Consider the following 19023-nt stretch of genomic DNA (forward strand, 5'->3'; position numbering starts at 1 on the left):
GCGTGGCGGCATTGGCACGGTGGTGCTATCGGCACCGGCTGGTGGTCCTGTTGCTGTGGTTGGGGGCGCTGTTCGGCCTGGGCGCGGCGAGTTCGGCCGCGGGCACGAACTACGCGAACGTCTTCTCCCTCCCGAACACCGACTCGACCACCGCGTACGACCTGATGGAGAAGGCCTTCCCGGAGCGCGCGGGCGACACCGACACGGTGGTGTGGAAGGCGGAGGACGGATCGGTGCGGGATGAGTCCGTACGGTCCCGGATCGCGCCCGCGCTCGAGGAGATCGGGCGGATGAAGGGGGTCGGCGAGGTCACCGACCCGTACGCGGCACAAGGAGCCGCGCAGATCAGCCGGGACGGGCGGATCGCGTATGCCCAGATCACCTTCACCGAACAGGCGAACGCCATCCCCAAGGAGCTGATCGAGGACGTCGTCGACACGGCACAGGCCGCCGGGACCGACGGACTCCAGGTGGAACTGGGCGGCCAGGCCATCGCCCGCACCCAGGAACCGCCGCAGGGCACCGCGGAGGCGGTCGGCATCCTCGCCGCGGCCGTCGTGCTGTTCCTCGCCTTCGGCTCGCTCTTCGCGATGCTGCTGCCGATCGTCGTGGCCGTCGCGGGCGTCGGCACCGGCATGATCGCGACGATGCTGATGAGCCATGTCACGGACGTGCCCGAAGTGGCGCCACTGCTCGGCTCGCTGATAGGCCTCGGCGTCGGCATCGACTACGCCCTGTTCATCGTCACCCGGCACCGGCGCGGCATCCTGCGCGGCATGAAGCCGGAGGAGGCGGCGGTGACCGCCCTCAACACCTCCGGGCGCGCGGTGCTGTTCGCGGGCGGCACGGTGTGCATCGCGCTCGCCGGAATGCTGGTGATGAACATGCGGTTCCTGGACGGCGTGGTCGTCGCGACCTCGCTCACCGTCGTCCTGAGCGTGCTCGCCGCGATCACCCTGCTGCCGGCCCTCCTCGGTCTGCTCGGCATGCGGGTGCTCAGCCGCCGGCAGCGGCGCCGGCTCGCCGTGACGGGACCGGAACCGGCGGAGGCGAGCGGGCTCGCGGCGCGCTGGTCGTCGTACGTGCAAAGGCGCCCGCGCCCGGTCGCCGCGCTGGCCGTCGTCGTCATGGCGGCCCTCGCGATCCCCGTGCTGTCGCTGCGCCTGGGCGCCACCGACCAGGGCAACCACCAGGAGTCGACCACCACCCGCCAGGCCTACGACCTGCTCGCCGAGGGCTTCGGCCCGGGCTTCAACGGCCCGCTCCAGGTGGTCGTCGAAGGCGACGCCCCGGCCGGGCTGGTCGACGGCATCCGCTCGACCGAGGGCGTCGCCCAGGTGGCCGACCTGCCGCCCGCCAACGGCGTCACGGTCATCCAGGTCGTACCGGACACCTCGCCCCAGTCCGAGCAGACGGACCAGTTGATCGACCGGCTGCGCGACGACGTGATCCCGCAGTCCGGGGCCGAGGCTCATGTCGGCGGCGTGACCGCGGTCTTCAAGGACTTCGCCTCCGTCACCGGCGAGCGCCTGCCGTACTTCATCGCGACGATCATCGCGCTCGGCTTCCTGCTCCTGCTGGTGGCCTTCCGCTCGCTGGTCGTCCCGCTGACCGCCGCCCTGATGAACCTCATCGCGGCGGCCGCGTCCTTCGGCGTCCTGGTGGCGATCTTCCAGTGGGGCTGGGGCACCGAGCTGATCGGTGTCGGCAAGGAAGGCCCGATCACGTCCTTCCTGCCGGTCATCATGCTGTCCCTGCTGTTCGGCCTGTCCATGGACTATCAGGTGTTCCTGGTCAGCCGGATGCACGAGGAGTGGGTGCATACCAAGGACAACGCGCGCGCGGTCCGCGTCGGCCTCGCGGAGACCAGCCGGGTCATCAACTCGGCCGCCCTGATCATGATCTGTGTGTTCAGCGCGTTCGTGCTGAGCGGCGACCTGGAGGGCGCCATGGCGGGCATCGGCCTGGCGGCCGCCGTCGCCCTGGACGCCTTCATCCTGCGTACGGCGCTGGTGCCGGCCGCGATGCACATGCTCGGCAGGTCCAACTGGTGGCTGCCGGACTGGCTGGAGAGGCGGCTGCCGCATCTCGCGGTCGAGCCCAGGGAGGAGGAGCCGGCGGCCGAGGAGGCGGAGCCGGCCGGGGCGGGCCGCTCCTCGGTGGTGCACGGCTTCGTCCGCACCGCCGACGGTGAGCCGGTCGAGGGCGCCGCGGTGACGCTGCTGACGCAGGGCGGGCGCCGGCTGGACGGGGTGACGTCCCTGGCCGACGGCTCCTACATCGTGTCGGTGCCGGCGCCCGGGACGTATCTGCTGGCGACGAGCGCCGAGTCGTACCGGTCCCGGGCCGGGCAGGTGGTCGTGACGGAGGGGCCGCTCGTGTACGACGTCGAGCTGGTCGAGGGGGAGGTGGACGCGGTCAACTGACCAGCGCGGCAGGCGGCTTCAGGGGCGCTCGTCCTCGGCGGGCGCCCTCTTCCCGCCCCTCTTTCCCTTCTTTCCCCCCGCCTTCGCCGGATCCGGAATCGCGTTCGTCATCCCTGGCAGGAAGTCCGTGAACAGGTCGTGCACCTCGTACACCAGTGGCCGCAGCACCCGGAAGCGGGCCAGTGCCACGCCCCGCGCGGTCAGCCGGGCGCCGCGCTCGGCGAGCCGGTAGCTGCGCTCGCGGCCCTCGGTCCGGTCGTAGACCCAGTACAGGACGAGCCCCATCTGGGAGAGCCACATCAACTCCGGCAGGACGTCCCGCAGCTCCTCGGGCACCTTGGTCTTCGTCGCGCCCGCCAGCACCTCCCGGTGGATGCCGATGGCCTCCACGCGCGCGTGCTCCGACTCGGCGGAGAACGGGCTGAGCGGGCTGTCGGGGTCGGCGGCGTTCTTGAAGAACTGCACCGCGAACTCGTGGTACGGCGTGGCGATGTCCAGCCACACCTTCAGCACGCCCGCGAGCCGAGCCTCCAGTTCGGTCTCGGTGGCCAGGACGTCCCGGATCGCCGCCCGGTGCTCGGCGGCGATCCGGTCGTAGAAGCCCTGGATCAGATGTTCCTTGCCCGCGAAGTAGTAGTACGCGTTGCCGACGGAGACCCCGGCCTCCTGGGCGATCGCCCGCATCGTCGTCCTGTCGTAGCCCCGCTCCTGGAACAGCCGCATAGCCGTCTCCAGGATCAGGGCACGGGTCTGCTCGGACTTGCTGGGCGCGTCGCCCTGTTCAGGGCGGTCGTTCTTCGAGGACACGGAACGAGAGCCTAACGAGTGCCGTTCCAGCCGACCGTCAGGAGGCCTGTGCCGTCTGGTACAGGTTCTGGGCGTCGGCACCGAAGTACGGGCCGTACATCCGGTTCGGCAGGAAGTTGTACTTGAAGCTGTTCACCGAGGACAGCAGGCCCTTGCCCGTGGCCTCGTCGAACTGTGTGAACCAGGGGCCGCCGCTGGAGCCGCCGGTCATGTTGCAGTTCATGCCGTGGTCGTTCGACAGCAGGAAGTCCCGGTTGGTGTTGCCGCTGCAGTAGATGAACTTCTCGCCGTCGTACGGGGCGGCGGCCGGGAAGCCGAACGCGTACATGCGCAGGTTGTAGCCGGTGTTGAAGGCCAGCCCCTGTCCGCCGACGACGTCCGTCAGGAGCTTGCCGTCCAGCGGGGCGACGACGGCGGCGCCGACGTCGTAGTTAATGTCCTCGCTCGCCGTCCACTGCGGTGTGGACAGGGTCTTCGACGCGGTCCAGCGGCCGTAGGGGGCCTGTCCGTCGTGGTAGCCGGGCACGAAGACCCAGTTGGTGTGCCAGGCGCCCTCCAGCTTCACACAGTGGCCCGCTGTGATCACGGTGCTCTTGTTGTCGCTGGTGACCGCGTTGCCGGAGCAGGACGCGGTGCGGCCCTGGTAGGTGAAGAAGACACGGCCCGCCGTGGAGACGACGGCGCCGCCGCCGGTCCACTGGCCGCCGCCGTTCGGGAAGGCCATCAGGCCGATGTCGGACGCCGCTTTGCCGAGCGCCTTGGCCGGGGCGCTGGGCGCGACAGTGGTGCTGACACCCTTGCGGGGCGCCGGGCTGTTGTCGTGCTGGCCGTTGACGCTCACCAGGTCGAGCGGGGTCGCCTCGCGCATCCGCTCCGATGTCCAGAACTCACGGGCCTCCTGCTGTGCGTCGGACGAGACCGGGCTGACGCCGGTGGAGGTGTCGGGTCTCGGTGCGGCGCCCGCGGGGGTGGCGAGGGCGCCTGCGGTGAGCAGTGCGGTGACGCCGATCAGGGCGCCGCGGAGGGAGCGGGGTATGCGGGTGACGCCGGGTATGCCTCTCACGCGTACTCCTTCTGCGATGGGGGGACTGGGCGGCCGGGTGGCCGCCCGCGGGCGACAGTCGGTTGCGAGTGCGGAGTGGAGAACCTGAGGCAGCGTGCCAACCCGAGCGCGGTTTTGGAAGGGTGCATGCCAGAAGCGGGGCTCGAAAGCGGCCTGTTCAGGCCGAGTTGGCCCCTTTTGTCGTCGGCCTCACTTCACCGCGCGGGGTGCAGCTCTCACCGCGCGGGGGCGCAGGTGCCGCCCTCGCACCCCGGCGGGTTGTACCTCCAGCCCTGACCCGGGTCGTACGACCACCCGTCCCCGCGCCGGTAGGCCCGCCCGCCCCACTGCCCGCCGCGCCACTTGGCGGCGGCGAGCACCGCCCCCTTCGCCAGCCGTGCCCCGGCCGGGGTGCTGAGGCGATGCGCGAGTCCCCGGTGCTCGCGCAGCGCCCACAGCGTGACGATCCAGGCGGCGCCGCCCCGGTAGACCTGCCCGGCGTCCCCGACGACGGTGATCTCGTCGAGGGTGGCGCCGTGGTCGAGGCCGGGGTAGCGCCGCCGGGCCTCGTCGGACCCGGCCGGCACCATCTCCAGCGGCACCAACTGCGGCTGCCGTACCAGCCAGTCGCGCAGGAAGGTGCACAGGGAGCACTGGGCGTCATAGAGGACGGTGAGCCCGCGGACCGCGACCCCGGCCGCTCGGCCCGCTGTCGTCTCGACTGCCATGCCGGCCCCCGCTCAGGCCCCGGCCGACGGGGCGACCCAGTTCTGCGGCGCGACCGGCGGCACCTGCTCGCGCTCCATCACCCCGCGCCGCCGGATCTTGTTGAGCACATAGACGTTGCCCAGGTGCATCACGCCGAGCACCAGCAGCACCACGCCGAGCTTGGTCGACAGGGCCTCGAAGATGCCGCGCGTGTCGAGGACGGTGTCGTCGTCGCTCAGATACAGCGCGACGAAGCCGAGGTTGACCAGGTAGAAGCCGACCACCAGCAGGTGGTTGACGGCGTCGGCGAGCTTTTCGTTGCCGCGCAGCACGTCGGCGAGGAAGATGCGCCCGTTGCGGCTGAGCGTGCGGGCCACCCAGACGGTCAGGGCGATGCTGACGACCAGGTAGATGACGTAGGCGATGACCGTGCGGTCCATGGCCTCCCCCTTCTTGAACGTGTTCAAAACGCTGACGGGAGAAACTGTAGACCCCGGCTTTGAACATGTTCAACTCGCTGGAGGTGAGGCTTCCGTCACGCCCCGGCCGTGCCTCCCCTCATGGTCTGCGCCCGAGTTCCGGCCGTTTGGAGTAGTCCGTGAACCCGATGACGTTTCCCCAGGGGTCGGCGATCTCGACCGTCCATCCGGTGGCGACGGAGGAGGGGTCGTCGAGCGGCGCGATGCCCGCGTCGTCCAGCACCCGGGCCGCCGCCCGCGCGTCCGGCACCTCCAGCCACACCCGGGGCGAGGGCCACGGCGGCGGCCGGTGCCCCAACTCGTCCTCCTGCCGCAGCAGGAGGCCCGGCGTCTCGCCCCCGACCTTCAGCAGCGCGATCCCGGCCTCGTCGAGCCGGAACCCGACCGCGAACCCAGCACGCTCGTAGAACCGGACGGCCTCGCCGAGGTCGCCGACCGGCAGCAGCACGTTGTCGAACCCGAGCAGTTCGTACGACTCGTCATCTGACATGCCGTCAGGGTAAGGCGATGATCGGCCGGAACCGGTGATTGTCAGTGCCGGCTCGTACTGTCGTCGGCATGGGAATCGTGAGGTTCGTCGACGAGACGACAAGTGGGCGCCGCAGCGACGGCTGGGGGCTGGAGATCGCCGAGGAGCGGCTCACCGTGCGTGAGCTGATCCGGCGCCGCGTGTTCCAGGAGGTCGCCGAGTACAACGCGCGCACTCCGGAGGTCTTCCAGGGACTCGTGCAGCCGCAGGACGCCGAGCGGGTGTTGAACGGGTACGCGATGCGCCGGGCCCGCCGGATAGGCCCCGAGGCGCAGGCCGAGCTGGCGCTCGAGGCCTTCGCGGGCAACGGATTCCTCGTGCTGGTGGCGGACCGTCAGGTCACCGACCTCGACGACGAGATCGAGCTCGCGCTCGGCACCGAGATCACGTTCCTCAAGCTCGTACCGCTGGTGGGTGGCGGATGGCCGCCTCGACGCCGGAATTCGTCCGGTTGGTGCACGAGTTCCTCGACCTGGTCCAGGCCGAGGACGCCGAGCGGCTCGCCCCGGGACTGCTCACGCTCTTCGACATGACCGACGGCAAGTGGCGCCGGGAGGGCCACCTGGGCGGCGTACGGCTTCGGTGAACTCGGTGCGAGCGCCGAGACCCGACGGGCCCTTCTGCAGCGCCTGATACCGCGGCTGGCGATCGCCGACCGCTGCACGGTCGAGGGCCGCTTCCTGCACGTGAAGGGCGAACGCCACACGTACAAGATCCACCTCGGCTCGGGCAACATCCTCAGGACGCCGAACGACGAGTACCTGTGCATCGTCCCCAAGTCCGGCGCGGCCGCCCCGCAGGCGGGCTACCTGCCCTACGAGGGCGACCGGATGCCGGCGGTGATCCTCAGCGAGGCGATGATGCCGGCCGACGACGGGAAGATCACGGATCCGACGATCCTGAGCCAGCTATGAGCAGGGCGCCCTTCGTGTGCTCAGCGCGATGTCGTCCATCCGGATGTCGTACGACGACGGCGTCGGGTCGGCCTGGTAGAGCTGCCAGCCCAGTTTCAGCTTGTCGAAGGTCGGGAAGGTGAAGGGGCCCGATGTGCCGCCGTGCTGGTTCGTGGAGACGGTCAGGTCGGGCTGCTCGACGCCGTCGAAGTAGACCGTGACGCGGTTGTCGGTGGCGTCCAGGTGGAACTCCACGCACTGCCAGGCGCCGGCCGTGGCGGGGGCGGAGGTCTTCCAGGACGTCCAGTCGCCGGTGGGGCCGAGGTCGGAGCCGACGCCCCAGAAGTTGCCGTTGTCGGTGGGGGCGTACTGGCCGCCCAGCGGCCGCACCAGCGTCGGGGAATCCGCCCCGGACGCCTCGGCGATGGTCCAGTGCGCCCAGTCGGGGGCGGTGGGGAAGGCGTCCACGCGCAGCCGCAGGCGGGCCCAGTAGCTGTTGCCGGGGGCGGTCAGGCCGGGGAAGACGAGGAAGGCCCGGCCGTTGCCCTCGGTGTGGACGCGCAGTTCACGGCCGTGGCCCAAGGAGCTGGGGGCGACGGTCAGGGTGCCGTTCGCCGAGTCCGCCGTCCAGCCCCGGCCCGCCGTGACCGGGCCGAGCGGCAGGCGGTCGAAGTTCTCGTGGGCGAGCGTCGGACGGGAGACGGGGGCAGTGGCGGAGGCAGTGGGGGGTATCGCGAGCAGCGCGGCAGCCGTGGCGCACAGGGCGGCGGCCGCCTTTCTCAGGAGTGCCATGAAGGCAGTCTGTCTTGAAGTCTCAACCACCTCAACCAGCCCAGCCGTCTCAACTGTCCTTCAGGCCAAGGCCGTTGAGACGGACGAGGGCCCCGCCCCGGTACCGGACCGGGAAACGGGGCCCTCACAGCCGTACGGAAAGCCGTACCGAACCGCCGCGTTGGAGGCGACCTCAGTAACGGCGCGTGATCAGGGCCTTCTTGACCTCGGCGATCGCCTTGGTGACCTCGATACCGCGCGGGCAGGCGTCCGTGCAGTTGAAGGTCGTGCGGCAGCGCCACACGCCGTCCTTGTCGTTGAGGATCTCCAGGCGCTGCTCGCCGGCCTCGTCACGCGAGTCGAAGATGAAGCGGTGCGCGTTGACGATGGCGGCCGGGCCGAAGTACTGGCCGTCGTTCCAGAACACCGGGCACGAGGAGGTGCAGGCGGCACACAGGATGCACTTCGTGGTGTCGTCGAAGCGCTCGCGGTCCTCGGCGGTCTGGAAGCGCTCGCGCGTCGGCTCGTTCGTGTCCTTCGTGATGAGGAAGGGCATGACGTCCCGGTACGCCTGGAAGAACGGCTCCATGTCGACCACGAGGTCCTTCAGGACCGTCAGGCCCTTTATCGGCTCGACCGTGATCGGCTTCTCGGGGTTGATGTCCTTGATCAGCGTCTTGCACGCGAGGCGGTTCTTGCCGTTGATCCGCATCGCGTCGGAGCCGCAGATGCCGTGGGCGCAGGAGCGACGGAAGGTCAGGGTGCCGTCCAGATCCCACTTGATCTTGTGGAGGCCGTCGAGGACGCGCTCCTTGGGGTCGATCTCGAGCTGGAAGTCCTCCCAGGTCGCCTCGGCCGAGACCTCCGGGTTGAAGCGGCGCACCCGGAAGGTGACCGTGATGTACGGGGACGCGGCAGACCCCGAATCAGGAGTCTCCACCTTGTCCATAACGGGGGTTGCCATCAGTACTTACGCTCCATCGGCTGGTAGCGGGTCTGGACGACCGGCTTGTAGTCCAGGCGCACGGTCTCGGTGCCGTCGTCGCCCACCTCGCGGTACGCCATGGTGTGGCGCATGAAGTTGACGTCGTCGCGGTTCGGGTAGTCCTCGCGGTAGTGACCGCCGCGGGACTCCTTGCGGGCCAGCGCGGACACGGCCATGACCTCGGCCAGGTCGAGCAGGTTGCCCAGCTCGATGGCCTCCAGCAGGTCGGTGTTGAACCGCTTGCCCTTGTCCTGGATCGCCACGTTCTTGTAGCGCTCGCGCAGCTCCGCGATCTTCTCGACCGCCGTCTTGATCGTCTGCTCCGTGCGGAACACCATGACGTTGGCGTCCATGGTCTCCTGGAGCTCCTTGCGCAGGGTCGCCACGCGCTCGGTGCCGGTGGACGTGCGCAGCGCCTCCACCTGGTCGACCACGAGCTTCGCCGGGTCCTCGGGCAGTTCGACGAAGTCCGCCCCCTGGCTGTACTCCGCCGCCGCGATGCCCGCGCGACGCCCGAAGACGTTGATGTCGAGGAGGCTGTTCGTGCCGAGGCGGTTGGCGCCGTGCACCGACACACAGGCGACCTCGCCGGCCGCGTACAGGCCCGGGACGACCGTGGTGTTGTCCGCCAGGACCTCGCCCTCGACGTTCGTCGGGATGCCGCCCATCGCGTAGTGGGCGGTGGGCTGGATCGGGATCGGGTCCGTGTACGGCTCGATGCCCAGGTACGTCCGCGCGAACTCGGTGATGTCCGGGAGCTTGGCGTCGAGCTGCTCCGGCGGGAGGTGGGTGAGGTCCAGGTAGACGTGGTCGCCCTCGGGGCCGCAGCCGCGGCCCTCGCGGATCTCCGTGTAGATGGAGCGCGAGACGACGTCCCGGGACGCGAGATCCTTCATCACCGGCGCGTACTTCTCCATGAAGCGCTCGCCGTCCTTGTTGCGCAGGATGCCGCCCTCACCGCGGGCGCCCTCCGTCAGCAGGATGCCCATGCGCCAGATGCCGGTCGGGTGGAACTGGAAGAACTCCATGTCCTCCAGCGGCAGACCCCGGCGGTACACGGCCGCCTGGCCGTCACCGGTCAGCGTGTGCGCGTTCGACGTCACCTTGAAGAACTTGCCGCAGCCGCCGGACGCGTAGATCACGGCCTTCGCCTGGAAGACGTGGATCTCGCCGGTGGCGAGTTCGTACGCCACGACGCCCGCCGACTTCTTGACGCCGTCGACCTCGGTGATGAGCTGGTCGAGGACGTAGAACTCGTTGAAGAACTCCACGCCCTCCTTCACGCAGTTCTGGTACAGCGTCTGGAGGATCATGTGGCCGGTGCGGTCCGCGGCGTAGCAGGACCGGCGGACCGGGGCCTCGCCGTGGTTACGGCTGTGACCGCCGAAGCGGCGCTGGTCGATGGTGCCGTTCGGGGTGCGGTTGAACGGCAGGCCCATCTTCTCCAGGTCGAGGACCGAGTCGATGGCCTCCTTCGCCAGGATCTCGGCGGCGTCCTGGTCGACCAGGTAGTCACCGCCCTTGACCGTGTCGAAGGTGTGCCACTCCCAGTTGTCCTCCTCCACGTTGGCCAGCGCGGCGGCCATACCGCCCTGCGCGGCGCCCGTGTGGGAGCGGGTGGGGTAGAGCTTGGTCAGCACGGCGGTGCGGCTGCGCTTCGTCGACTCGATGGCCGCGCGCATGCCCGCGCCGCCGGCGCCGACGATGACGGTGTCGTACTTGTGGATCTTCATGGTCGGTTACCTCAGCCCCGTGCCTAGCGGATGTTCGGGTCGAAGGTGAAGATCACCAGCGTGCCCAGCAGGATGGTGAACACCGTGGCGGTGTAGAGCAGGCCCTTGAGCCACAGCCGGGTGTTCGCGCGCTCCGCGTAGTCGTTGATGACCGTGCGCAGGCCGTTGGCGCCGTGCAGCATCGCGAGCCACAGCATCAGCAGGTCCCAGACCTGCCAGAACGGGGACGCCCAGCGGCCGGCCACGAAGGCGAAGCCGATCTTGGAGACGCCGCCGTCAAGGACGAGCTGGATCAGCAGGTGGCCGATGACCAGGACGACGAGGACGACGCCGGACAGGCGCATGAACAGCCAGGCGGCCATCTCGAAGTTGCCCCGGGCGGACCGGGGGGTCTTCTTGGTGCGCTTGCGCGGCGCCTCGATGTACGGGGCCGGGTTGTCGACGTTGTAGAGGGACTCGCCCTCGACCGGGCCGATACCGGTGGCGGTCTTCTCAGTGGTGGACATACGCGTCAGCTCCCGAACAGTTCACGAGCGGCGTGGCCGAGGACGGGGTAGATCGCCCCCAGCATCAGCACGACCCACAGGCCGACGACGGACCAGAGCATCTGCTTCTGGTAGCGCGCGCCCTTCGACCAGAAGTCGACGGCGATGACGCGCAGGCCGTTGAGCGCGTGGAAGAGGATGGCGGCGACGAGGCCGTACTCCAGCAGCGCGACGATCGGCGTCTTGTACGTGGCTACGACCTTGTCGTAGTCCTCGGGGGAGACACGCACGAGAGCGGTGTCCAGCACGTGAACGAACAGGAAGAAGAAAATGAGGACGCCGGTGACTCGGTGAGCCACCCAGGACCACATTCCTTCCCGGCCGCGGTACAGCGTTCCAGCCGGCACGGAAGTTCCTCCGGGAGCGGGGATTGGGGCCGCGCCGGCTTGTGCTGTCGGTCGGGCCCGGCCGGGTACGGTCCACCGGCCCTCAGCATCGTATCCACGTGGCGCTGCGCGGCTTAGCGGGGGGCTGGGTATGTGATCGAAGTGGCACGCGGATGGGGTATTGGCGGCTAATGGGGCGGTCTGGGCTGTTATTTGCCGGGTGCCGGTGTGTTGTGGCTGGTCGCGCAGTTCCCCGCGCCCCTGAGGTGCCTCGCCAATCTGCCCCTTGCGAGGCGCCGGAGCTCCTCTGCTGCCACGACCCGTTCCTCATCCGGATCGTTTGCCAATCGTGATCGGATGTCCGCCAGGACCTGGTCCAGCGCCTCGTCCGGCGGTAGGTCGTCCAGGCAGATGACGAATACGTGGCCGAACTTGGCCTCGTATGCGGCATTTGCGGCATCCAGTGCGGTATGGGCGGCCCCGTAGATGCCCTCCGGCAGTACCGGCAACGTTTCGTTCGCCAACGCCTGAGCCAGATCCCCCGGGGCGAGGTCGTACGCCGCCTCGTCGGAGGCCGCCAGGAGGGCGTCGGTGTCGGGGTAGGGGCGGTGATCGGTCAGGCGTTCGGCCCAGCGAGGGCTGTGCAGGCAGCCCAGGAGGAGCGCCCGGGCGTCCTCGGCGGGCGCGGTGTTGAAGGCGTCCAGGACCGTGGGCAGGGACGGTATGGCGACTCGGCCAGGCAGATGTGTGGGCGTCACGTGGTTTCGGCAGGGGATTCTGGGGGAGGAGTGGCGCCACGTTATCGACTGTGGACGTGAGGTGTCCGAAGGATGCCCGAATTTCAGTCGAACGGGAGAGTTTCAGAACACAGGCTGGACGGCGGGACGAGTTCACAGGCCCTAGGTTGGCGATGTGAGCCAGCACAAGCACAGGCGCCGGGCACCGGCGAAGAGGGCGCTCAAGCAGACGTGGGTGCTGATCGTCGCGGCGGTCGTCGTGACGGTCGCGGCCGGGGTGAGCCTCGGGCTCCTGGCCACCGGTGATGACGGAGAGTCGGCGGGGCCGGAGCAGCAGGGGGCCGCCACGGGCACCTCCCGGGCCGACTCCCCCGCCGGGCCGCGCACCAGCCCGACTCCGTCACCCACACGGTCGTATCCGCTCTCGAAGGCTCCGCAGACCATTCCGGCCGTGCAGTCCCACACCGCCGCCCGTGGGCCCGGCTGGCGTCCCGCGCGCGGGGAGCGGGTCGTCGTCAGTGACGCCGAGCTGGCCGACGAGGGCCGGCTCATAGCCGGCGAGCTGGGGCTGACGTATGCCGGGCGGAAGGACGACGCGCGGGCCGGTGACGTGCGGCTGGCGCTGAGCGGCGACGAGGGTGCGAACCCCGAGTCGTACGCGATGACCGTGCGCGGTGGGCGTGTGGTGATCAGCGGGCCGGGTGAGGCCGGGGTCTTCTACGGGACCCGGACGCTCAAGCAGGAGGTCACGGCCGGGGGTACGGCGCCGGAGGGCATAGTGCGGGACGCGCCCGCCAAGCCGGTGCGCGGGCTCATGCTGGACATAGCCCGCAAGCACTTCACCGCGGACTGGATCGAGGATCGGGTGCGGGAGCTGGCGGACCTGAAGTTCAACCAGCTGGGGCTGCACTTCTCCGACGACCAGGGCTTCCGGATCGAGTCCGACTCGCACCCCGAGATCGTGTCGCGGCAGCACCTCACCAAGGCGCAGGTCAAGAAGATCGTCCAGTTGGCCGAAAGCCGGCACATCACCGTGGTGCCCGAGATCGACTCGCCCGGGCATCTGGGGGCCGTCATCGCCGCGCACCCCGATCTGCAACTGCGCAATGTGAACGGCGCCGCGACCCGGGGCGCCATCGACATCTCCAAGCCCGAGTCCGCCGAGATCGTCGACGATCTGCTGAACGAGTACGCCGGCCTGTTCCCCGGCGGCCAGTGGCACCTCGGCGGCGACGAGTACCAGGCGCTGGTCGTCCCCGACCCCGAGGCGTCCTACCCGCAGCTCGCCACCGCCGCCCGCGAGGCCCATGGATCCGGCGCGACCGTCGCCGACCTCGCCACCGGATGGCTCAACGACCGCGCCGCCACCGTCCGCGCCCATGACCGCACGCCGCGGGCCTGGAACGACGGCTTCTTCCGGAACACCTCCGTCCAGGCGGACCCGGGCATCCAGGTGGCCTACTGGACCGGCAAGGAGATCGGCGCCCGGGTGCCGGTGGAGTATCTGGGCGCCGGGCGGAAGGTCGTCAACTACAACGACGAGTTCCTCTACTACGTGCTGGGCGAGCCGCAGACCTTCGTCTATCCGACCGGTGAGCGGATCTACCGGCAGTGGACGCCGCGGGTCCTCAGGGGGACGGTGGCCGTGCCGGCCCGGTACGACGGCCAGATCCTGGGCGGGTCCTTCGCCGTGTGGTGCGATCTGGCGAACTCCCAGACCCAGGCGCAGGTCGCGGCTGGGATCCGGATGCCGCTGCGGGCGACGGTGCAGAAGCTGTGGGACGCGGGTGAGCCGGGGCTGTCCTGGGCCCGGTTCAAGGCGCTCGCGGACCGACTGGGCTGAGCTGTGGATTGGCCCGAACGGCTGCGAACCCCCGTACGAATGTGGTGTATTCGGCCCGAGCCGAACCGATCAGCCAGGGGGAACCGGGATGGGCTACTGGGGGTACTTCGTCGTGGGCCGTGGGACGCGGCCGCTGGCGGAGCTGGACGCGCTGGCCGGCGCCGAGGGGATGACGCTCAGGGCGCGGGCGCCCGGCGGCTGGCAGGTGTGGGAGTACCCCAGCGGCGGCGGTGACGTCGGCAGCATGAACACCCTGGCCCAGGAGACGGGCGCGCCCGCGCTCTTCGGGTACGTCATGGACAGCGCGTCCGTGGTGGTGGAGGCGGCGGCGCCGGAGAGCGGGGCGTGGACGACCTGTCTGGCGCGGGCCGCCATGGCCGGGTACCTCGGCGCCTCGGACGAGGGACTCACGCTGGAGGACTACTTCCTGGAGCCGCCCGACGCCGCCGAGCGGGCCGTCGCCTGGGCCGCGGAGGCCGGGCACGAGGTGAACGCCGAGTCGGTCGTCGACGTACTCACCGCGGAAGCGGGCCCGGAGGACCCGGCGGACCCGGCGGACTCATTGGCCGAAAACCTCTTCTTCCGGCTGCTCGACCGGCTCGGTGTGGTGCCGCTGTGACACTCCCGGGTCGTCGCACGCAGTAAGGGGAGGTGTGGGCTCCGTTAGAGAAGGGGCCCGCCAGGGGCCTGTGCGGGGCCCGACCCTCAGAGAAGACCCGCTTAGGGAGGCTTGGATGAGCCTGGTGGAACTGATCGCTCAGGCTGACGAACGCGGACTGGCCGCCAGCGGGTTGGCTTGTTTGGATCGCTGCGTACCGCTGCTGGGCGGGGACGACGAGGTGCTGCGCCCGCTGTGGGCGAACCTCGCGACCGACGAGGACCCCGCAGCCTGGGGCGAGCTGCTGGAGCAGGTGCGCGGCAAGCTGGGCATAGCGGAGGTCATGGACGACGAGGACGTCGAGGACGAGGCCGCGCTGCTCGCCCGCCGGATGCTGGCCGCCGCCCCCGCCGTACGGTCCGCCGGCGAGGCACGGGTCTGGGCCGACGCCTGCTCGGTCGCCTCGCTCCAGATCCACCGGCTGCTCGACCCCGCCGAGGACGACACGGCCTCGGCAGACGCCCCGGCCGAGGCGCTCGACTCCGTCCGCGCGGTCGGTGCGCCCGTCGCGGGCCGCGCGCAGGGCATGTCGCCGCTCGTCGCCGCCGAGCTGCGCCGCCAGGTCAGCGTCCTGGAACTGCTCGCCGGGCATGGCGTGGGCGGACTGCGCCGGGCGCTGGAGGTCTCGACCGAAGGGCGCCGGGTGCTGCGCGCGGTGGTGTCGCGGCGGGCCCGGGGACGGAGCTGACGGCCGGGCCGCGCCGGCGCGGTCAGGCCATCAGCCACTTCACCACCGCGTCCCCGTAGTGAGCGGTCTGTGAGTAGAACGCGGTCAGATCGCGGTGTGTCGCCGCGAACAGGCCGCGCACCTCGGGCTCCGCGGCCGGCTGGTGGTAGGGCCGCAGCAACTGCCCGCGCGCGTGCCGCCACAGGTCGTCGAAGGCGGCCCCCTTGAGGAACTCCGCGACCCCGGCCACCTGGGACGCGGTGAGCAGCATGAACGGCGGCCGGGCGGGGTCGGTGTGGAAGGCCGGGCGGCCGCCGAGGACCACTTGGGTACGGGGGCCTTCGGGTGCGTGGTTCGGGGGGATGCCGCCATAGAGGAGCTCGACGTCGCCGTACCGCTTGTCGAGCACCTCCTCGCGATGCCGGCCGATCCGCTCCCGGACGGTGTCCCAGTCGTCCTCGAACAGGCGCTGGAACCAGGTGGGGCTGTTGCGCAGGGCCGAGGGCGGCACGGCGCGCAGATGGAAGTACACACTCATCAGTGACTGGAGCGCACGGCGGCGGCAAAGCGTCACTCCCGGTAAACCTGGTTCCTGAGGGAGTCCTGTGTCCGTCGTGGGGGCGCGGTGGGGCGGTCCTGCACCGGTCCGGGAAAGCCGCCGGATCCGGGTGACGATTCGCCGGTCGAACACGCTTTTCCCAGATGTGACGACTCAGCAGGAGACCAGGCCCGCAGCCGCGACCAAGCCGGTGCGGTGGGCGGCGGACGCGGTGGCGACGATGCGCGAGGGAGCCCGGCTGCGGCTCGACTACTCGGCGCAGAGCCTGTGGCGGGTCGACCGGATGATCGAGAGCCTGCGGCGCGAGCGGACGCCGTATGCCGCCGTGGAGAACACGCTGCGTGGTTTCGGCGCGTACGCCGGTGAGGTGATCGCCCGCCAGACCGGCGCCGAGTGGTGGACGTCGGGCGGCGACCACTGGATCCGCACGCCCGACGGGCGGCTGTGGGATCCGATCGACGAGGCCCGGCGGTGTTTCGCGGGCGACGGGTCGCTGCGGCTGCTGTGCCGGGACGCGACGAGCGGGCGGCCGCGGTGGTGACGCGACGCCGTGGGGCATGACTCGGCCGGGACCCCGTGAATGGGAGGGGTCCCGGCCGAGTCAGGTGTTTCAGGTGGTGTCGACGGCTACGGCGTCAGCGCCTCGCCCAGTCGAGCGTCCGTCGGGGTGCCGAGGGAGCTCTTGGTGTAGTAGACGCCGCCGCTGTTGCTGATGCCGGCGCTGCCGCTGTCGAGCTGGAGGATGACGCCGTCGTAGCCGTTCTCGCCCTTCACGCCGATGGCCAGGTCGGCGCGGCCCCAGCCGGAGAGGTCCTGCAGGACGACGGCGGAACCGAGCATGTCGTTGGACTCGGTCACTCCGGTGATGCCGCTGCTGTCCTGTGTGAACCCCTTGCCGCCGGAGCCGGTCAGGCCGGACGAGGTGCCCCTGAGCAGCACGGCCATGCCCGCGTTGGTCCGGGCGACGTCGCTGCGGGTGAGGTCCTCGCCCGGGAGGCCGGCCAGGACGTCCGCGTAGCCGTCGTCGTCGTAGTCGCCGACCGCGACGGAGGCACCCATGCCGTCACCGGACTCGCCGGCGCCGGGAACGCCGCTGCTGCCCTGGTGGAGGGTGCGCATGCCGGTGGTGGTGAAGCCGGTCGAGGTGCCCGGAACCACGGTGACCTGACCCCCCGCCGCGGCGTCGGACTCGGCGGTGTACGGCTGGCCGATGGCGATGTCGTCGTAGCCGTTGCCGTTGACGTCGCCCGCGGCGATGGAGCGGCCGCCCTTGACGGACAGGACGCTGACCTTGACCAGCCCGGAGTCGCTGCCCTTGAACCAGGTGACGCGGGCGGTGCCGGACTGGTCGCGGTAGTTGAGGGCCACGTCCGCGTAGCCGTCGCGGTTGAAGTCGCCGGTGGCGGCGTCGAGGTACGCGAGGGACCCGGAGGCGCTGGTGAGCGTGCCGTACTGGGTGGTGCCGCCGGTCAGGCGGGCGTTCCAGCTGCCGCTGTTGCCGGTGCCGGCGGAGAAGACGTCGGCCTTGCCGTCGGCGTTGAAGTCGCCGACCGTGACGGCCGAGCCCAGCTTGGCGCCGGTCTGCGTCACGCCGGTGGTCGTGTAGTTGAACCCGGAGTCCAGGCCGGGACCGTACAGGACGGTGACCGAGCCGCGGTCCTTCGTGCTGCCCCAGTTCTCGCCGGGCGCGCCGACGGCGAGGTCGGCGTAGCCGTCGCCGTTGACGTCGCCCCAGGCGGTCGCGGTGCCGAAGTAGTCGTAGGACTCGTGGACGCCGGGGACGCCGGGGCTGTTCTGTGTGAGGGAGCGCTTGAGCGTGGCGTCCGGCCCCTCCGTGTTGCCCGGTACGACGGTCACCGTGCCGCCGCGGTTCAGCGCCAGGCGCGTGCCCGCGACCAGGTCGTTGACGCCGTCGCGGTTGAAGTCGGCGGTCGGGATGGCGGAGTTGGCGCCGGCGCTCGCGGCGTAGCGGCGGATCTCACCGAGCTTGGAGTAGAGGTTGGCGCCGGGGCACGCGGTGGCGTACGCGTCGCGGTGGCCCATGATCTGGTTGAGCGTGGCCTGTTCACCCTCGTTCCAGACGCCGGTGTTCCCCTTGGCGGTCAGGGTGACCTTGCCGTTGGGGTCGCCGCCGTACTGGCCCAGCTTCCAGGCCGCGACGCGGGCCACGGACTCCATGGCCGCGCGGCTCGGCCGGCCGGCCGGCTTGCCCCTGGCCGGGTCGCCCTCGAAGTCGCCGAGCACGGTGATCCCGGTGGTGTAGCTGTTGAAGCCGTAGGTGTGTGCGCCCTGAACCGGCAGGTCGACACCGCCCGCGCGGCCCTCGAAGATCTGGCCGCACTTGTCGACGACGAAGTTGTAGCCGAGGTCGTTCCAGCCGTTGCCGTCCACGTGGTAGGCCATGAGCCCGCGGACGATGGAGGCGGACTGGGCGCAGCTGTAGCTGTTGCTGCCGGCCGTGTGGTGCACGACCACAGCGTCGATCTTGTCGAGGTAGGTCGGCGGGTCGTCGACCTTGGACTCGTCCGCGCCCCAGGCGGCCCGGTTGATGATCGGCGGCTGGTTGACGGTGGAGGGCGGGGCGGTCGGCTTGGTCTCGGTCGGTGAGGGAGAGGCGGAGGTCGAGTCCGACTCCGAGGGGGACGGGGACGTCGAGTCGGACGGCGAGGGGGAGGCCGTGGTCTCCGCCGTGCTCTCACCAGAGGCCGGCGAGGCGGTGGCCGATTCCGTGTCCGTGGCGGTGTCCGTGGCCGTCTCCGCGGGGGAGGGACTGGTTTCGGCGGCGAACGCGGCCGGTTCGAACTCGCTGCCGGTGGAGGTGGTCTCGGCGGCCGTCACCACACCCGGGTCGACGAGGGTGACCTGAAGTCTCTTGGGCAGTCCGGCACTCGCGGTGCCGTCCTTGCCCACGACCTGCACCTCGACACCGTCGGACGGCCCCACCCACAGCGGCTCGGAGGCGCTGCGCGCGGCGGGCTCGTTCTTGTCCGGCTGGTCTCCGTCCAGGTCCAGGTTCTGCCAGCCGCTCCACTCGCCGGTCTCCAGGTTGCGGGTGCGCACCTGCGCGGTGCCGTCGAGCTTCTTCGCGGCCCCGGTCCAGGAGACGCCCAGCAGCGAGAACTGCTCGGTGCTGGTGCGCGGCAGCTCCCGCTTGCTGCTGCCCGTTCCCTTCAGCGCGAGGTCGAAGACCTTTACCGGCCGCTTGGCCCGGCCGGCCGCACCGGGTTCCTCGGAGGGCCCGGCCAGGGCGTACGTCGCCACGCCCCCACCTCCCAGGACGACGGCGCCGAGCGTGAGCCAGGCTCTGCGCTTCAG

The 19023-nt window shown here is 70.5% G+C and carries 20 protein-coding genes; 7 read left to right on the forward strand and 13 right to left on the reverse strand.

The annotated features are described in order from the left end of the window. Window positions 1-11 precede the first annotated feature (11 nt). On the forward strand, window positions 12-2426 hold the full coding sequence (locus tag ACP4J3_RS00420) for an MMPL family transporter (RefSeq protein ID WP_426529758.1): 2415 nt from the start codon (window positions 12-14) through the stop codon (window positions 2424-2426). Between the two features lie 18 nt (window positions 2427-2444). Here ACP4J3_RS00420 and ACP4J3_RS00425 read toward each other — a convergent pair whose 3' ends face one another. The 5 genes from ACP4J3_RS00425 to ACP4J3_RS00445 all read right to left on the reverse strand — a co-directional run bounded on the left by ACP4J3_RS00425 (window position 2445) and on the right by ACP4J3_RS00445 (window position 5952). Further along, on the reverse strand, window positions 2445-3233 hold the full coding sequence (locus ACP4J3_RS00425) for a TetR/AcrR family transcriptional regulator (protein ID WP_426529066.1): 789 nt from the start codon (window positions 3231-3233) through the stop codon (window positions 2445-2447). Window positions 3234-3270: 37 nt separating this feature from the next. Next, entirely contained in the window at window positions 3271-4296 is a 1026-nt protein-coding gene (locus ACP4J3_RS00430) for a trypsin-like serine peptidase (RefSeq protein WP_426529068.1), read from the reverse strand. A gap of 215 nt (window positions 4297-4511) precedes the next feature. Further along, window positions 4512-5003, reverse strand: coding sequence for a thiol-disulfide oxidoreductase DCC family protein (locus ACP4J3_RS00435; protein ID WP_426529070.1), 492 nt, complete (start codon window positions 5001-5003; stop codon window positions 4512-4514). 12 nt (window positions 5004-5015) lie between these two features. Beyond that, window positions 5016-5423, reverse strand: a complete 408-nt coding sequence (locus tag ACP4J3_RS00440; RefSeq protein ID WP_426529072.1) for a hypothetical protein — start codon at window positions 5421-5423, stop codon at window positions 5016-5018. A gap of 118 nt (window positions 5424-5541) precedes the next feature. Further along, a complete protein-coding gene (locus ACP4J3_RS00445) occupies window positions 5542-5952 on the reverse strand; it encodes a VOC family protein (protein WP_426529074.1) in 411 nt (136 codons plus the stop codon). Window positions 5953-6020: 68 nt separating this feature from the next. Between ACP4J3_RS00445 and ACP4J3_RS00450 the strand changes: the two genes are divergently transcribed. After that, the gene (locus ACP4J3_RS00450; RefSeq protein ID WP_426529076.1) at window positions 6021-6524 is read left to right on the forward strand and encodes a hypothetical protein; all 504 of its coding nucleotides are present in this window, start codon (window positions 6021-6023) and stop codon (window positions 6522-6524) included. A gap of 153 nt (window positions 6525-6677) precedes the next feature. Next, the gene (locus tag ACP4J3_RS00455; protein WP_426529078.1) at window positions 6678-6905 is read left to right on the forward strand and encodes a hypothetical protein; all 228 of its coding nucleotides are present in this window, start codon (window positions 6678-6680) and stop codon (window positions 6903-6905) included. Here ACP4J3_RS00455 and ACP4J3_RS00460 read toward each other — a convergent pair. The 6 genes from ACP4J3_RS00460 to ACP4J3_RS00485 all read right to left on the reverse strand — a co-directional run bounded on the left by ACP4J3_RS00460 (window position 6900) and on the right by ACP4J3_RS00485 (window position 12002). After that, window positions 6900-7676: a hypothetical protein gene (locus tag ACP4J3_RS00460; RefSeq protein ID WP_426529080.1), complete on the reverse strand. Its 777-nt coding sequence runs from the start codon at window positions 7674-7676 to the stop codon at window positions 6900-6902. The genes ACP4J3_RS00455 and ACP4J3_RS00460 overlap by 6 nt on opposite strands. A gap of 172 nt (window positions 7677-7848) precedes the next feature. Next, window positions 7849-8619: a succinate dehydrogenase iron-sulfur subunit gene (locus ACP4J3_RS00465; RefSeq protein ID WP_426529082.1), complete on the reverse strand. Its 771-nt coding sequence runs from the start codon at window positions 8617-8619 to the stop codon at window positions 7849-7851. Beyond that, entirely contained in the window at window positions 8619-10373 is a 1755-nt protein-coding gene (gene sdhA / locus ACP4J3_RS00470; protein WP_426529084.1) for a succinate dehydrogenase flavoprotein subunit, read from the reverse strand. The genes ACP4J3_RS00465 and sdhA overlap by 1 nt, the downstream gene beginning before the upstream one ends. Window positions 10374-10396: 23 nt before the next feature. Next, window positions 10397-10879, reverse strand: a complete 483-nt coding sequence (locus tag ACP4J3_RS00475; RefSeq protein ID WP_426529086.1) for a succinate dehydrogenase hydrophobic membrane anchor subunit — start codon at window positions 10877-10879, stop codon at window positions 10397-10399. Between the two features lie 5 nt (window positions 10880-10884). Continuing rightward, window positions 10885-11265, reverse strand: a complete 381-nt coding sequence (gene sdhC / locus ACP4J3_RS00480) for a succinate dehydrogenase, cytochrome b556 subunit (protein ID WP_328879756.1) — start codon at window positions 11263-11265, stop codon at window positions 10885-10887. A 188-nt stretch (window positions 11266-11453) separates the two neighbouring features. Next, entirely contained in the window at window positions 11454-12002 is a 549-nt protein-coding gene (locus ACP4J3_RS00485) for a 2-oxo-4-hydroxy-4-carboxy-5-ureidoimidazoline decarboxylase (protein WP_426529088.1), read from the reverse strand. Between the two features lie 214 nt (window positions 12003-12216). Here ACP4J3_RS00485 and ACP4J3_RS00490 point away from each other — a divergent pair, with 214 nt between their 5' ends. The 3 genes from ACP4J3_RS00490 to ACP4J3_RS00500 all read left to right on the forward strand — a co-directional run bounded on the left by ACP4J3_RS00490 (window position 12217) and on the right by ACP4J3_RS00500 (window position 15170). Then, complete coding sequence (locus tag ACP4J3_RS00490) at window positions 12217-13824, forward strand: beta-N-acetylhexosaminidase (RefSeq protein WP_426529760.1); 1608 nt, start codon at window positions 12217-12219, stop codon at window positions 13822-13824. A gap of 88 nt (window positions 13825-13912) precedes the next feature. Further along, window positions 13913-14443: a hypothetical protein gene (locus tag ACP4J3_RS00495; RefSeq protein ID WP_426529090.1), complete on the forward strand. Its 531-nt coding sequence runs from the start codon at window positions 13913-13915 to the stop codon at window positions 14441-14443. Window positions 14444-14558: 115 nt separating this feature from the next. Further along, window positions 14559-15170 carry a hypothetical protein gene (locus ACP4J3_RS00500; RefSeq protein WP_426529092.1) on the forward strand — a complete coding sequence of 204 codons (612 nt, stop codon included), beginning with the start codon at window positions 14559-14561 and terminating at the stop codon, window positions 15168-15170. Window positions 15171-15192: 22 nt separating this feature from the next. Here ACP4J3_RS00500 and ACP4J3_RS00505 read toward each other — a convergent pair whose 3' ends face one another. Next, window positions 15193-15687 carry a DUF1877 family protein gene (locus ACP4J3_RS00505; protein ID WP_426529094.1) on the reverse strand — a complete coding sequence of 165 codons (495 nt, stop codon included), beginning with the start codon at window positions 15685-15687 and terminating at the stop codon, window positions 15193-15195. A gap of 166 nt (window positions 15688-15853) precedes the next feature. Here ACP4J3_RS00505 and ACP4J3_RS00510 point away from each other — a divergent pair, with 166 nt between their 5' ends. After that, on the forward strand, window positions 15854-16249 hold the full coding sequence (locus ACP4J3_RS00510; protein ID WP_426529096.1) for a hypothetical protein: 396 nt from the start codon (window positions 15854-15856) through the stop codon (window positions 16247-16249). 86 nt (window positions 16250-16335) lie between these two features. On the opposite strand, the gene ACP4J3_RS00515 is transcribed toward ACP4J3_RS00510, so the two are convergent. Further along, window positions 16336-18969, reverse strand: coding sequence for an FG-GAP-like repeat-containing protein (locus ACP4J3_RS00515; protein ID WP_426529098.1), 2634 nt, complete (start codon window positions 18967-18969; stop codon window positions 16336-16338). Window positions 18970-19023: the final 54 nt, after the last annotated feature.

This window comes from Streptomyces sp. UG1, from assembly GCF_049974585.1.
Classification (GTDB): domain Bacteria; phylum Actinomycetota; class Actinomycetes; order Streptomycetales; family Streptomycetaceae; genus Streptomyces.

What these genes read in the sequence shown, in the direction of transcription:
- sdhA (WP_426529084.1), bottom strand. Translation starts at nt 10,373, where the DNA reads ATGAAGATCCACAAGTACGACACCGTCATCGTCGGCGCCGGCGGCGCG.
- ACP4J3_RS00435 (WP_426529070.1), bottom strand. Translation starts at nt 5,003, where the DNA reads ATGGCAGTCGAGACGACAGCGGGCCGAGCGGCCGGGGTCGCGGTCCGC.
- ACP4J3_RS00440 (WP_426529072.1), bottom strand. Translation starts at nt 5,423, where the DNA reads ATGGACCGCACGGTCATCGCCTACGTCATCTACCTGGTCGTCAGCATC.
- ACP4J3_RS00465 (WP_426529082.1), bottom strand. Translation starts at nt 8,619, where the DNA reads ATGGCAACCCCCGTTATGGACAAGGTGGAGACTCCTGATTCGGGGTCT.
- ACP4J3_RS00475 (WP_426529086.1), bottom strand. Translation starts at nt 10,879, where the DNA reads ATGTCCACCACTGAGAAGACCGCCACCGGTATCGGCCCGGTCGAGGGC.
- ACP4J3_RS00445 (WP_426529074.1), bottom strand. Translation starts at nt 5,952, where the DNA reads ATGTCAGATGACGAGTCGTACGAACTGCTCGGGTTCGACAACGTGCTG.
- ACP4J3_RS00495 (WP_426529090.1), top strand. Translation starts at nt 13,913, where the DNA reads ATGGGCTACTGGGGGTACTTCGTCGTGGGCCGTGGGACGCGGCCGCTG.
- ACP4J3_RS00460 (WP_426529080.1), bottom strand. Translation starts at nt 7,676, where the DNA reads ATGGCACTCCTGAGAAAGGCGGCCGCCGCCCTGTGCGCCACGGCTGCC.
- ACP4J3_RS00500 (WP_426529092.1), top strand. Translation starts at nt 14,559, where the DNA reads ATGAGCCTGGTGGAACTGATCGCTCAGGCTGACGAACGCGGACTGGCC.
- ACP4J3_RS00505 (WP_426529094.1), bottom strand. Translation starts at nt 15,687, where the DNA reads ATGAGTGTGTACTTCCATCTGCGCGCCGTGCCGCCCTCGGCCCTGCGC.
- ACP4J3_RS00450 (WP_426529076.1), top strand. Translation starts at nt 6,021, where the DNA reads ATGGGAATCGTGAGGTTCGTCGACGAGACGACAAGTGGGCGCCGCAGC.